The sequence below is a fragment of the Xenorhabdus bovienii SS-2004 genome, from assembly GCF_000027225.1.
In the GTDB taxonomy this organism is placed as follows: domain Bacteria; phylum Pseudomonadota; class Gammaproteobacteria; order Enterobacterales; family Enterobacteriaceae; genus Xenorhabdus; species Xenorhabdus bovienii_C.
In genome coordinates this window covers 3,769,651-3,783,625 of sequence record NC_013892.1, presented here as the reverse complement: position 1 = coordinate 3,783,625, position 13,975 = coordinate 3,769,651, and the positions used below count along the sequence as shown (strand labels likewise).

Below are 13,975 nucleotides of genomic sequence, written 5' to 3'. Positions count from 1 at the left end.
CAAAAATTTATTTTATTAGAAATGATTGTAGGAAATACCCTTATTGCATGGGGAAAAAATAAGATTGGTCAACAAATGGGCATAACTCCCCACAGAGTGGGGAGAATATTTGTTTATGTGGGATGCTAAAGAATATTATTGACGCTCAAGTATCGGTTTCAAAAACCGTGCCGTATGGGATTCTTCACATTGAGCCACTTCTTCTGGTGTTCCTGACACTAATATTTCACCGCCACCGTTGCCACCTTCAGGGCCAAGATCGACAATCCAGTCAGCGGTTTTGATAACATCCAGATTATGCTCAATCACCACGATAGTATTTCCCTGATCACGTAATTGATGCAGGACAGACAGCAATTGCTGAATATCGGCGAAATGCAGGCCAGTTGTTGGTTCATCAAGAATATACAGCGTCTGGCCTGTACCACGTTTGGATAATTCACGTGACAGCTTGACCCGTTGTGCTTCTCCACCTGAGAGCGTGGTTGCCGATTGCCCCAGACGAATATAGGAAAGACCGACATCCATCAAGGTTTGCAGTTTTCTGGCGAGAGCAGGAACCGCATCAAAAAACTTACGGGCTTCTTCAATGGTCATATTCAGCACTTCATTGATATTTTTGCCCTTATATTTGATTTCCAAGGTTTCGCGGTTATAGCGCTTACTCTTACAGTGATCGCAAGGCACATAAACATCGGGCAGGAAGTGCATTTCAACCTTAATTACGCCATCACCCTGACACGCTTCACAGCGCCCGCCCTTGACGTTGAAACTGAAACGCCCCGGTGTATAGCCACGGGCGCGGGATTCAGGCACGCCAGAAAATAACTCCCTCACTGGCGTAAACACGCCAGTATAAGTGGCAGGGTTGGAGCGGGGCGTTCTACCGATCGGACTTTGGTCGATATCGATGACCTTATCAAAATGTTCCAGCCCTTGAACATCAAGGTAAGGCGCTGGATTAATATTGGTCGCTCCATTTAACTGACGTTGCGCAATTGGGAATAGTGTATCGTTGATCAGAGTCGATTTTCCGGAACCTGAAACACCCGTAACACAAGTGAACAAGCCGACAGGCAGTTTTAATGTCACTTTTTTCAGGTTATTGCCCTTGGCACCAATCAATTCCAGTACTTTATCGGGATTGGCAGGAACACGCTGTTCAGGGATTGCAATTTTACATTTACCGCTCAGGAATTTCCCAGTGAGAGACTCCTTGTTGGTCATGATATCCTCAATAGTCCCTTCGGCAACAATTTTGCCGCCATGCACACCGGCACCCGGCCCGATATCAATGACATGATCCGCCGCCCGAATGGCATCTTCATCGTGTTCAACTACGATGACGGTATTCCCCAAATTGCGCAGATGCAGCAAGGTTTCCAGTAAACGTTCATTATCACGTTGATGCAGGCCAATAGATGGCTCATCCAGTACATACATGACGCCAACCAGACCCGCGCCAATCTGGCTGGCCAGCCGGATACGCTGTGCTTCACCGCCGGAAAGGGTTTCCGCTGACCGGGAAAGGGTCAGGTAATTCAAGCCAACATTCACCAGAAATTTCAGGCGGTCCCGGATCTCTTTCAGGATTTTTTCAGCAATTTGGGCGCGCTGCCCACTCAGTTTGATATTTTGGAAAAACGCCATCGCATGACCAATACTGAACTCGGAGATTTGCGGCAGCGTGGTGCTTTCGATAAAGACATAACGCGCTTCTTTGCGCAGCCGGGTTCCATCACAGGAGATGCAGGAACGGTTACTGATATATTTTGCCAGTTCTTCCCGCACTGCGCTGGATTCGGTCTCTTTATAGCGGCGCTCCATATTGTGCAACACACCTTCAAACGGATGATGGCGAACTGTGGTATCGCCCCGATCATTGGTGTATTTGAACTCGATGGATTCTTTGTCTGAACCGTATAAAACTGTTTTTCTGATGGCTGGGTCTAAGTCATTGAATGGAATTTCGATATCAAATTTATAATGGTCTGACAATGACTTAAGCATCTGGAAATAATAGAAATTACGGCGATCCCAACCTCGGATCGCACCACCCGCGAGAGAAATATCGCCATTCTGGATAACTCGCTCAGGATCGAAAAATTGCTGGACGCCCAAACCGTCACAAGTAGGGCAGGCACCTGCGGGATTGTTAAAGGAAAACAGGCGTGGTTCCAGTTCACTCATACTGTAACCACAGACGGAACAGGCAAAATTAGCGGAGAAGATTAATTCCTCAGCCTGCTCGTCATCCATATTGGCAATAACAGCCGTTCCGCCGGAAAGTTCTAACGCGGTTTCGAATGATTCTGCCAGTCGTTGAGCCAGATCAGCGCGGACTTTGAAGCGATCGACGACCACTTCAATAGTGTGTTTTTTTTGTAATTCAAGTTTTGGTGGGTCAGACAGGTCACACACTTCTCCATCAATACGGGCGCGGATGTAGCCTTGTGCGGACAGGTTATCCAGCAGCTTGGTGTGCTCCCCTTTGCGTTCTTTGACGACAGGAGCCAGCAGCATCAGACGCTGGCCTTCCGGTAATACCAGCACATTATCCACCATTTGGCTGATAGTTTGGGCAGCCAGCGGAATATCATGATCGGGGCAACGGGGTTCCCCTACGCGTGCAAACAGCAGGCGGAGATAATCGTGAATTTCGGTAATCGTCCCGACAGTTGAACGCGGGTTATGGGAAGTCGATTTCTGTTCAATGGAAATGGCGGGAGAGAGGCCTTCGATATGATCAACATCCGGTTTTTCCATGAGAGACAAAAACTGGCGTGCATAGGCAGAGAGTGACTCCACATAACGACGTTGACCTTCCGCATATAATGTATCGAAAGCTAGGGACGACTTACCGGAGCCTGATAATCCTGTAATGACTATCAGTTTGTTACGGGGAATTATCAGATTGATATTCTTGAGATTATGGGTGCGGGCGCCCCGAACTTCGATGTTATCCATGTACGACTTCCCAGATAATTGATGGTGTGTAACAAATAAACGCATTATTATTGCACAAATATTGCTGAGTGGATATACAGTATTAGGTGGATATTCATGCTGTAACCATTACAGTGTAAAGTACGATAAACTTCGCAAAGTATAATATAACGGGTCTATGTTTAAACTTAGTCCTCGCATGGTAAACTACTTTGCTTATAATTAGAGAAATCCATTTTTAGCAAAATTCATTTCATCAGGAGTATTCCCAATGGCCAGCAGAGGCGTAAACAAAGTTATTTTAGTGGGTAATTTGGGGCAGGACCCGGAAGTTCGCTATATGCCGAATGGCGGTGCAGTCGCCAACATTACTCTAGCAACGTCTGAAAGCTGGCGTGACAAGCAAACCGGTGAGATGAGAGAAAAAACCGAGTGGCACCGAGTGGTGATCTTCGGCAAACTGGCAGAAGTCGCAGGTGAATATCTGCGCAAAGGCTCTCAGGTTTATATCGAAGGCTCTTTGCAGACTCGCAAATGGCAGGATCAGGGCGGTCAAGAACGTTACACTACTGAAGTTGTGGTAAATATTGGTGGATCAATGCAGATGCTGGGTGGTCGCGGCGGCGCGTCGCAGGATGCACCAGCACAAGGCGGTAATTGGGGGCAGCCTCAGCAGCCACAAGCTTCTCAGCAATTCAGTGGTGGTGGTCAGCAGCCATCTCCATCTCGTCCGGCACAGTCTCCAGCTCCACAGAGCAACGAGCCGCCAATGGACTTTGATGATGATATTCCTTTTTGACAGATACATATAAATTAAAAGTGCAAATATAAGTGCTTTTAATAGCTGAATTAATTCATAACCCAGCAAATATGCTGGGTTTTTTTATTTAACTGAATACCACCTCCTGCGTAGAGATGGTGTCATGTGGACGCTGACTGAAACTTTCTATGATAAATTATTGCCATCAGTGGGAACCTGAGTGATAGATCGCTCAGTGATTAAACTCATTTGTTGATCTGTCGAGCTGCTTCTTTCTTAAATTCATGGACAAATCGTGGTGATCAAAATAGAGGTATTGATTGTCAACGGATTGCATGGGATCAGAAGAAAAAAATAAATATTTGCAATAGGTAAGTTATAAATTATGCCCTGTCTGTGTATCATGATCTAATAATAACTACAATAGAATAGGCCGATTTAGATAATAGTCTATGCTTTACAAAATACCTTAAATTATTCTTAAAAATAAATATACTGATAATTTTGTATTTTCCTGAGTTAAATGTAATATGACTAATAAATAATATATAAGTGACTTTTATGAAAATTATATCCGAATGAATTATGTATTTAATAATATATTGGAGTTTTTTATTATTATAATTATGTAACTATCTCATTATGAATTTAAATGGCGGCTTTTTTTAGTGTGCATACTTAGATTTTTATTACATGCTATGAGTGAACATTAATGATAGCGGTTAGTATCATAAATTTATTTTTATTAGGATGGCTAATACGCTTTATTCTTAAAAAAGGAAAAAATATAACATGTCAGTTAATATTGCGAAAGCTTTAGTTAAATTGCTTGAGGATTGTGAGGTTAAAGCGGCATTTGGGGTTTCCGGGGGGTTTATTGCACCTATATGGCAGGAATTAACGGAATCAGAAAAAATAAAACTATTTCACTGTAGACATGAGTCGGGAGGAGCCTTTTCTGCATCTGAATTCAGTTTATGTCATCAGGTTCCAGCCGTCGCTTTTGCTACAGCGGGTCCGGGAATAAGTAATGCATTAACTGGGTTAAGAGCAGCAAAGTTAGATGGTGCAAAGGTCATTTTTATCTCATCAATCACATCTGTTGCCTCTTCAGGAAAGTGGAGCCTACAGGAAACTACAGTACAAGATATAGATGGACTGTGTATCCCTGATGGACACGGTTATTTTGATGAAATCATCATCATAAACCAAAAGGATGATTACGCTCACGTCGAGAGCAAATTAAGGAAAGGATTAAATAAGAAAGACGGTTACGTGGTTGGTATATTTTTGACAACAAAAGTGCAGCAGGAAATCATCGATTATGAAAATGATGAGGCGCTTTCCTTATCTCATGATGATTTAGACGAAAATGCGAAACGTCATTCACGGGAAATAGCCGATTTGCTCGTCAATGAAAATGCTGTTTTTTGGGCAGGATTTGGTGCTCGGCATGCTTCTGCATTGTTGACACAGATTGCTATAAAAACAAATTCACGGGTCATATCTACTCCGCGGGGGAAAGGGATCTTTGATGAAAAACATAGTCTTTATGCCGGAACCAGTGGTTTAGGATCGGATTCAGAAAGTATTAATAAAACATTACATTGTCCGTTATTGTCAGCTGTTATCATTATGGGAAGCAGATTGGGTGAGCTGAGTTCATCCTATGCCCAAAATAACCTTAAGAAGGTTAAAGTTTATTATATAGGTCTAAATGCACAGGAAATTAAAGGGAATCTGCCCTCGCATACTGTTCTCATTGACAGCGATATTGAAACATTTCTCACTTCTATTGATACCTGCTTGGCTGAGAAAGTAATACCTTCCAGTCACATTAAGGCCATTTCAGCACCACATGACAGTCATAAATGCTATTCAGATGCAGCAAAAGATGTGATCCACCCGCTTGATGTGATGAGTGTGGTTCAGGAAATAGCTATCGATATGTTCGATTGTTATGTTGCTTCAGAAGCGGGAAATTCCTTTGTCTGGACTAATCGCTACCTGAAGTTTTCGAATCCATTGAGATATCGTGTAAGTACAGCTTATGGCGCCATGGGGCACTACGCTTGTGGATTGGTAGGAATGGCTGCATCAAAAGAGCGCTGTGCAGTAGGTATCATAGGTGATGGCGCAATGCTGATGTCGAATGAAGTAAGTACGGCAGTCAGATTCGGATTACCTGCTATCTGGCTTGTGATGAATGATTCCGGTTACAATATGTGCAGACAGGGGCAGGAGCTATTAGGTTATCCGCCACTTGACTGCAGTATACCTCAAGTTGACTTTGCTGTATTTGGACAGTCTATTGGAGCGACAGGTTATAACGTAAGGAATAAAAAAGAATTACGTGAAGCCCTTATTCATGCAATTGAAGAAAAGAAACCTGCCGTAATTAATGCATTTATTGATAAATATGAGATCCCTCCTCTCGGTGATAGAGTTGAAACTTTCAGGAAATTAAAGGAAGAGCTGGATGGAAAATAACATCTCAATTATTTCGGCGGCAGGTATCCTGCCACCGGGAAACATTATTATTCACCCAGAAGATAACATACGTAATGAATTCAGCGCACCCGGTGAAGTGCAGTTATCTCGATCACGCACTTTATGGCGTTTAGAGCATAAAAAAGATTTAATTGAATTAATGAAAGTCAGTTTGTTAGCAGCAGTAAAACAGGTACAGATGGATATTTCAGATATTGATTATCTGATTCTTAGCCAAGTATGGTCTGATAACATTTTGGGCGATGAGGCCGGACGACTGGCCAGAGAACTAAAGCTATCCTGTCCGGTGGTGTCAATTAATGTCGGAACAAGTGGTGGTGCAACTGGACTGGAAATCGCCACTGCTATGTTTGCTAACTCTGAATTTCATAACATCGCTGTTATTGCGGGGTGTAATTATTCGCATTGGTTCTCAATGAGCGATCCCGCGAGGACTTTGTTAAGTGATGGTGCTGCATGCTTAGTACTTAGCCGAAAACAAGGTATGACAGTGACGGGTTGTCATACTTTGAGTACTGCACATTACGATGTATTGAAATTTAATGAAGGACCTGAACGTTATGTCTACTATAAACCGAAGGGGGGTGAATATATATTTAATAATATGAAGGAGACGATTTACCAGTGCTGTAATAAAGTGTGTCAATCAAACGGAATGAGTCTAAATGAGGTCAGCGCTTTTTACGTTTATGACCCGAGCGATTGGGTTGCCAGTGCAGCTGCAGAAGCGTTGGGCGTAGGGAAAGATAAAATTATCTCTATTTTTCACAAATATGGAAGTTTGGGGCCAGCACAGAGCTTTTTCGGTTTTATGGAAATGCAGGATAATAAAAATTTGACTGACTCTGATTGGGTCATTGTTATGGGATTGGGCCCTTCGACCACTGCGACTGCTGTTCTATTTCGATGGCAGAATATTCCTTGCAATGTATATTATTATGATCATAAGACACAGCTAAGTAATCCAATGTTACCTAGTGGTGTGACTCAAAATATTTAATTGATTCAGGCAAAACTGATCATGTCTATGTGTTAATAGTCGAGATTGGGATGAGCCTGATGCTTGATTATAGGGTGCTAGTATGTATTAAAACATGGCTTTATATATGTATACCCATTAACTTTAAAATGCAGAATTTACGATTTGAAAATTATCATTAATTCGGCAAGCAAAATTGTTCGATTTTTCTCGGAGAGTGACATTAAAAAAATGAGGAACGTCCGTAAGTTTCTTATAACTTTAATCCCTGCCGATGAAACTATTTAGTATAAATCAGGTATTTCTAATGACTACGATTATAAATAGGAGCAATTATGACAAGAGTAGCGATTGCATCGTTAGGAATTTGGCATCCTCCAACTTCGGTTAATAATAATTGGTTTATAGAACACTATGCCGCCCAAGGCATTGATATGAGTGGTTTGCTGAATGCGCTTGGCCATAAAAATCGTTACCTGATCCGTGATTCATCTGATACAACACTCACGATGTCAGTTGCAGCATCTAATAATGCTATTCAGCGGCTGGGATGTCAGGCTAAGGATCTAGACTTCATCGTGTTTGCTTCTCAAACGCCAGAATATCTCATTCCTTCAACGGCGCTCAAAATACATCATGCTATTGGAGGCGGAGAAAGGGCTTTGGCATTTGACATGAATGCCAATTGTGCGGGGTTATTAGTTGCGGTAGAAATGGTTTCCAGGGCGATGATGGCAAGTCCGTCATGCCAGCTTGCACTGGTTGTAGGCAGCGACTATCTTGGGGCTCACAGCAGTAATGCACCGGTCTACCACTCATGTTTTGCAGAGTCGGCTGTAGCGGTAATCCTTCATAAAACTGAACAGGGCAATGGTTTTATAGACTCAGAATTTCGTATACAAACCTCAGTAATCGATAATTCACTTTTCCCTGCATGTGGATTATCAAATATTCACCGGCATGATGTTTCTGCACAAGTCAAATTCACCCCCTTTGATGATGATATCTGTATTACCGCCGCATTCGAATCTATCCAATTGTTACTTTCACGACATAATTTAGTTCCTGCTGATATTAAGGGATTTATGTTTTCACAATTTTCTGTAAGTAACATTCGACGACTCTGTGAAGAACTTGGTGTGGATCAGGATAAGGCATTATTTATTGGTGATGAGTATGGTTACACTGCAACCAATAGCCCATTTGTTGCACTTTATGAAACGCTGGAAAGAAAAAAAATTGTCCGGGGTGATTTCCTGATTTTCTGGACGATTGGTGCTGGCTGGCAAAGTATCGCTGTATTAATGCAATATTAAATGATGTTATTATCTAACGCCCCGCTAAATTGCGAGGCGTTTTGTCTTAACTTGCAGTAATCCATCAATTATCAGCACAGCAGCCCTTCAATACCTCAGCATGATATGCGATATGCTCACCGATAAAACTGGCGACAAAGTAGTAGCTATGATCATAACCCGTGCGAAGATTCAGTGTATAAGGCTGTCCGGCCTTTTCGCATGCCTCTTTCAGCAATTCAGGGCGTAACTGTTCTGCAAGAAACGGATCATCATTACCGATATCAATCAACAAATGTAAGGGTTTAGCACTATTGGCGATCAACCTGATGGTATCATAGGCTTTCCATGTGTCACGATCATCACCCAGATAAGCACGAAAAGCTTTCTCTCCCCAGGGAACTTGAGAGGGGGCAACAATGGGCGAGAATGCCGATACACTGTGATAACGATCCGGATTGCGTAGCGCGATTGTCAGTGCGCCATGACCTCCCATAGAGTGGCCGCTAATAGCGCGATCCTCTGTTACTGGAAAATGTGCTTCGATCAATGCCGGTAACTCTGACACCACATAATCGTACATGCGATAGTGCGGTGCCCAAGGTTCTTGTGTTGCATTGAGATAGAAAGCGGCTCCCTGACCCAAATCATAAGCATCATCATCCGCAACGTTCTCACCACGCGGGCTGGTATCTGGAGCGACAAGGATAATACCCTGTTCGGCAGCATAGCGTTGAGCGCCCGCTTTAGTGATGAAATTCTGTTCATTGCATGTTAGCCCCGAGAGCCAGTACAGCACCGGTAATTTCTGATGTTCAGCCTGAGGAGGAAGATAGACAGCAAAACTCATGGTACAGCCAAGCTCGGTCGAATCGTGCTGATAAACATCCTGCCATCCCCCAAAACAAGCGCGGCGTTCAATCCTCTCCATTTTTTCCTCTCTGTAAAACATACAGGTTCACTCCTTTCACAGCGCGGTTTTTAATTTCCGCAATACGACTTAGTAATGAATGACGGTACGAATGGATTTTCCCTCATGCATCAGGTTGAATGCTTCATTGATGCGCTCAAGTGGTAAGGTGTGGGTCACAAAAGGTTTTAACTCAATTTCACCTTTCATTGCCTCTTCCACCATTTTAGGCAACTGACTGCGGCCTTTGACTCCGCCAAAAGCAGTTCCGCGCCATGAACGGCCGGTGACCAGTTGGAATGGCCGGGTGGAGATTTCCTGTCCGGCACCCGCTACACCAATAATGACAGATTGCCCCCAGCCCCGGTGCGCACTTTCGAGTGCGGCACGCATGACATTGACATTACCAATACACTCGAAGGTATGATCCACCCCCCATTCTGTCATTTCGATAATGACCTGCTGAATAGGTTTATCGTAATCATTCGGGTTCAGGCAGTCGGTTGCACCGAACTGTTTGGCCAGTTCAAATTTTGCCGGATTGGTATCAATAGCAAATATTCTGCCTGCTTTTGCCTGACGAGCACCTTGGATCACGGCAAGGCCAATACCGCCGAGCCCAAAGACAGCAACAGAGTCACCAGATTGCACTTTCGCAGTATTGTGCACAGCGCCAATGCCGGTAGTGACACCACAACCCAGCAGGCATATTTCTTCATGGTTGGCTTCCGGATTGATTTTTGCCAGTGAGACTTCGGCGACAACGGTGTATTCGCTGAATGTGGAGCATCCCATATAATGATAAATAGGCTGTCCATTATAGGAAAAACGAGTTGTGCCATCCGGCATGACACCTTTTCCCTGAGTTGCCCGCACGGCGACACACAGGTTGGTTTTCCCGGATTTGCAGAACAGGCACTCTCCACATTCTGCGGTATAAAGAGGGATAACATGATCACCGGGTTTGACGCTGGTAACGCCTGCGCCCACCTCAACGACTACGCCTGCGCCTTCATGCCCGAGTATGACGGGAAATACGCCTTCCGGATCATCCCCTGACAGGGTGAAGGCATCTGTATGACACACACCGGTATGGCTGATTTTAACCAGAACCTCTCCGGCCTGAGGCGGTGCAACATCAATTTCAACAATTTCAAGGGGCTGGCCCGGCCCGAATGCAACAGCGGCTCGTGATTTCATAAACTCTCCTTTTGAATAGGCAGTGTTATATGTTCGCGGATATGGATTAATAAAGCTAATTGGGGTATCAGCGAAGATAAGTTCGGATCAGAGAAACGGCATCTTCGATCGAGGCTTTCTGTGCTTCTGGTGTTTGCTCGGTATTTGTCAGTTCTTCACGTAAATGGCTTTCAAGGACACCCGCCATTAGTCCATTGACGGCACCACGAATAGCGGCAATTTGCTGTAACACAGGGCATCGTTAATTTATTATGATTTGAGGCGTAGTTTTATATGGCAGGCAGTAAAGCCATAAAATAACGCTTGAATACTGCACTGTACTTGGCTATTCCCTATGGCTTTCTCACAAGAATGCACTGAATTCCTCTGCATTCGGCAACTTTATGGTGTGATTATATCCTGATAATTTCACTTCCTGACGTGAAAGTTTTATATCTGATGATTGCATCACTGCGTTGCCGAAATTGTAAACAACCGATTCTTCACCACGACAAATTGCTCGATCCTGATCTTCACTTATACGTTTAACAATTTGATTACGCTGATGATATGTGTAGACAGCGGAGCTACCGTGTTTTTTGTTCAGCATCTGCATGGTTTGCTGTGGAGATAAAATAACTGCACTGGCGTTATTGCCACCGAATCCTTTGGTATTGATGATTGTGGCACGCATCTCCTCACCGTGCTCGCCTGCAAACTTATTCTGCATCAAAATATTCAGATTTGTTGCATGTACATCCTCGGCAATGTGATCGATGGTTTTAATACCAGGGATCCATCCGTACTGCCAAACCCCCAATGTACAGGCTAATTGATCGCCCGCAGAGGCGGCGATGGAATGTCCTACATACGATTTTATGGCGGTGACATCCCAGCATTTGAGTCCAAAAACTTTGGCAACTTCATTAATGATATGACTTTCAGTGACTCGGTTCTGTGGTGTTCCAGTACCATGTGCCTGAACGTAAGAATACTGTAATTTGCCATCCAGTAGATGGTCAGCTAGGGAGGCTGCTTTCATCATGGTAATGTAGTTACCAATTCCGGGTGAGGATATTGATTTTTTATTGGCATCCGCATTGACGAAAACATCAGGCACAGCGCCAAGGATGTTGGCACCACACTGTAAAGCAAGATCGTCACTCATGAGTAATACGAATTGCGCAGATTCGGCAATGGTAAATCCAACATTAGTTGAAAATGGTCGGGTAGCACGGCGGTTGTTAACAATATCGGTTCCATCCAGTTTACATAGTTGATGGTCTTCTGCGAGAGCGCCCATAACTCGAAACCCTTCGATAATTTCAGGGACGATAGCTGCTTCAGAGCATCCGACTAAACTGATCTTTGCCTTACCTTGTTTGATATCATTGACGCCCTGTTTGAGGTTATACAGAAAGCTTGCACAGGCACCTAGATTAGCTGATGTGTTGCCGATACTATTGATAATATAGCTATTAATAAAATTTGCCGGCATGTCAGCAAGGGAAAGCGCTAGCATTTTGGAACTAATACGTGTGCCATTCTGTGGGTTGCCAATTAAACCTGCCAATGAAAATCGGTCTATCTGACCCAGAGCGCTACTGGCATAAACAGAAATTTGATCGGGTTCCACCAATTTGGCGATATCTGGCCATGAAATGCCAATTGAACTGAGTAAATCCGAGGCTCCATAGACTGTCAGACGTAAACCGCGCGGATGATGGTTTGCGTTATATAAATCACCAACTTCAAATCCTTCCGGCAACTGACCCGCACTGGTTACAGAAGATACTTTTTGCGTATCGAAGTGCGTTATTTTTCTGATCAGTGTGCCGTTTTTGGCACTCTCGATATGGGCATCTGTAACCGATACTGTATTTTTAACAATGCCCATTCGATGACATAAATCGAGCCATGTATCTTGCATGATCTCGTCGCTGAGACTGTCTGACACAATGCGTTTATAGCTGTGGAATCCAGAACTTCTTCCGGCCGCATTGATACCACCCAAACCAACAATTACGGGTAAATTACTCATTACGAACTCCGAAAAAATTTTCTTGAAGTCTAGCAGTTAGGATAAATTAAAACTCTTATATCCCTGTCATTAAAGCTGAGAATATGGTCACACCTTATCGACTATCTCGAAGCTAAATATTGGGTCATGTATTAAATGATTAGATTAGGTATTAAAAATAATGTTCACGTTCAATAAAGGTTCCTATCACTTTATCGTGCATTTCTTCCGATTTTGAATACCCAATGGTTTTTCTATTCAGCCTTTTGATTCGGGTACGATGCGTTAAATTCGTTCTCTCTATACGCAATTAACTTGAAGATGCGGGTTTTAAAATCTGGAAGTTATCAGTCAACCGAGTGGTGAGTTCTTTCGCTTTTTCTGGCAATGTGACATGAAAAAAGTGGCGCAGCGTTTCACGGAATGTTTTGGTATCCGGAAAATAGACATTGTTTCGTACCTGCTCATTCACATACTTCCATAATCGCTCAATCGGGTTGAGATTAGGGCTGTAAGGCGGCAGGTAGTGCAACTCAATATTCAAAACCTCGGCAAAAAATTGGACGACTCCGGAACGGTGATAACCCGCACCATCCAGAATAATGTGGATTTTTTGCGAAAGTGGATAGGTTTCCCGGATTGAGCCGAAAAAAAGGACGACATTTTTCGCGTTAATCGTCGGATATTCACGAACAATAGTCTCTTCAATCCGTTGTAAATTAAGGGCACCCATGATGTTGAGTCGAGTACGACTGCCTGTGGTTTCAACCACTTTGACGTGCTTCCGCCCGCTCTTCATCCAGCCATAACTTAATTTTGTGGACAGGGTCGGGTGAACCGCATCAATAAATAAAATAGGCGCATTCTGGCCACATTCTTCTTTCAGCGCGTTGTAGGTTTCAATAAACTGTTGCTGTTTATCCGCATCAAATTTATGCGGAGCACCCATTGGCTTCTTGTAGCTGAAACCTTGACGGTGAAGCCATTTCGTCATTCCTGCGACAGTGAAAGTCACCTGCCATCGTGCCCGAACATAGGCCACAATTTGTGCGGTAGTGTGCATCAAATTTGCCATCAGATACTCAACTAATTCTGTTGTTTGTTCGGCAGACAAACGGCTTTCAGAGCCCCCATTTTCAGGGGCGAGTTTTTCCTCAGAGAAGTAATCTTTCAGATGGCGGCTCACCGTACTTTCATGGATCCGCAAAGCCTGAGCAATCATCTGGGCAGTCCAGCCTTCTGAGGCCAAAAGCACGGCCTTGATGCGGTCACGTACTCGTCCATCGCGAGTCGTATCATGCATCAATTCGAGGGCGTCTTTTTGGGCATCTGTTAGATTAATTTTCATGGGCGCAATCATGATCTGATACAAATG

The 13,975-nt window shown here is 43.7% G+C and carries 9 protein-coding genes and 2 pseudogenes; 4 read left to right on the top strand and 7 right to left on the bottom strand.

What is annotated here, in order from left to right:
• Positions 1 to 135 precede the first annotated feature (135 nt).
• Entirely contained in the window at positions 136 to 2,967 is a 2,832-nt protein-coding gene (gene uvrA, locus XBJ1_RS16645) for an excinuclease ABC subunit UvrA (protein WP_012990204.1), read from the bottom strand.
• Between the two features lie 250 nt (positions 2,968 to 3,217).
• Between uvrA and XBJ1_RS16640 the strand changes: the two genes are divergently transcribed.
• From XBJ1_RS16640 to XBJ1_RS16625, 4 genes are all read left to right on the top strand, one after another.
• The gene (locus XBJ1_RS16640; protein WP_012990203.1) at positions 3,218 to 3,745 is read left to right on the top strand and encodes a single-stranded DNA-binding protein; all 528 of its coding nucleotides are present in this window, start codon (positions 3,218 to 3,220) and stop codon (positions 3,743 to 3,745) included.
• A 753-nt stretch (positions 3,746 to 4,498) separates the two neighbouring features.
• Complete coding sequence (locus XBJ1_RS16635) at positions 4,499 to 6,196, top strand: thiamine pyrophosphate-binding protein (protein ID WP_012990202.1); 1,698 nt, start codon at positions 4,499 to 4,501, stop codon at positions 6,194 to 6,196.
• Entirely contained in the window at positions 6,186 to 7,217 is a 1,032-nt protein-coding gene (locus XBJ1_RS16630; RefSeq protein ID WP_012990201.1) for a 3-oxoacyl-[acyl-carrier-protein] synthase III C-terminal domain-containing protein, read from the top strand. The genes XBJ1_RS16635 and XBJ1_RS16630 overlap by 11 nt, the downstream gene beginning before the upstream one ends.
• 314 nt (positions 7,218 to 7,531) lie before the next feature.
• Positions 7,532 to 8,512 (top strand): 3-oxoacyl-[acyl-carrier-protein] synthase III C-terminal domain-containing protein, encoded by a 981-nt coding sequence (locus XBJ1_RS16625; protein ID WP_012990199.1) that lies wholly within the window; start codon positions 7,532 to 7,534, stop codon positions 8,510 to 8,512.
• Between the two features lie 64 nt (positions 8,513 to 8,576).
• Here XBJ1_RS16625 and fghA read toward each other — a convergent pair whose 3' ends face one another.
• The 6 genes and pseudogenes from fghA to XBJ1_RS16600 all read right to left on the bottom strand — a co-directional run bounded on the left by fghA (position 8,577) and on the right by XBJ1_RS16600 (position 13,948).
• On the bottom strand, positions 8,577 to 9,422 hold the full coding sequence (fghA, locus tag XBJ1_RS16620) for an S-formylglutathione hydrolase (RefSeq protein ID WP_012990198.1): 846 nt from the start codon (positions 9,420 to 9,422) through the stop codon (positions 8,577 to 8,579).
• 69 nt (positions 9,423 to 9,491) lie between these two features.
• Positions 9,492 to 10,601, bottom strand: coding sequence for an S-(hydroxymethyl)glutathione dehydrogenase/class III alcohol dehydrogenase (locus tag XBJ1_RS16615; RefSeq protein WP_012990197.1), 1,110 nt, complete (start codon positions 10,599 to 10,601; stop codon positions 9,492 to 9,494).
• A gap of 67 nt (positions 10,602 to 10,668) precedes the next feature.
• Positions 10,669 to 10,833 (bottom strand): annotated as a pseudogene (locus XBJ1_RS16610) (metal-sensing transcriptional repressor); the annotation flags it as partial.
• Between the two features lie 111 nt (positions 10,834 to 10,944).
• Positions 10,945 to 12,621: a beta-ketoacyl synthase gene (locus XBJ1_RS16605; RefSeq protein WP_012990195.1), complete on the bottom strand. Its 1,677-nt coding sequence runs from the start codon at positions 12,619 to 12,621 to the stop codon at positions 10,945 to 10,947.
• Between the two features lie 151 nt (positions 12,622 to 12,772).
• A pseudogene (locus XBJ1_RS20250) lies at positions 12,773 to 12,907 on the bottom strand (IS1 family transposase); the annotation flags it as partial.
• Positions 12,908 to 12,910: 3 nt separating this feature from the next.
• On the bottom strand, positions 12,911 to 13,948 hold the full coding sequence (locus XBJ1_RS16600) for an IS630 family transposase (RefSeq protein ID WP_041573280.1): 1,038 nt from the start codon (positions 13,946 to 13,948) through the stop codon (positions 12,911 to 12,913).
• Positions 13,949 to 13,975 lie beyond the last annotated feature (27 nt).

Bases quoted from the DNA above. Each gene is read 5' to 3' on its own strand.
- fghA (WP_012990198.1), bottom strand. From the start codon at position 9,422: ATGGAGAGGATTGAACGCCGCGCTTGTTTTGGGGGATGGCAGGATGTT.
- XBJ1_RS16640 (WP_012990203.1), top strand. From the start codon at position 3,218: ATGGCCAGCAGAGGCGTAAACAAAGTTATTTTAGTGGGTAATTTGGGG.
- uvrA (WP_012990204.1), bottom strand. From the start codon at position 2,967: ATGGATAACATCGAAGTTCGGGGCGCCCGCACCCATAATCTCAAGAAT.
- XBJ1_RS16600 (WP_041573280.1), bottom strand. From the start codon at position 13,948: ATGAAAATTAATCTAACAGATGCCCAAAAAGACGCCCTCGAATTGATG.
- XBJ1_RS16605 (WP_012990195.1), bottom strand. From the start codon at position 12,621: ATGAGTAATTTACCCGTAATTGTTGGTTTGGGTGGTATCAATGCGGCC.
- XBJ1_RS16635 (WP_012990202.1), top strand. From the start codon at position 4,499: ATGTCAGTTAATATTGCGAAAGCTTTAGTTAAATTGCTTGAGGATTGT.
- XBJ1_RS16630 (WP_012990201.1), top strand. From the start codon at position 6,186: ATGGAAAATAACATCTCAATTATTTCGGCGGCAGGTATCCTGCCACCG.
- XBJ1_RS16615 (WP_012990197.1), bottom strand. From the start codon at position 10,601: ATGAAATCACGAGCCGCTGTTGCATTCGGGCCGGGCCAGCCCCTTGAA.
- XBJ1_RS16625 (WP_012990199.1), top strand. From the start codon at position 7,532: ATGACAAGAGTAGCGATTGCATCGTTAGGAATTTGGCATCCTCCAACT.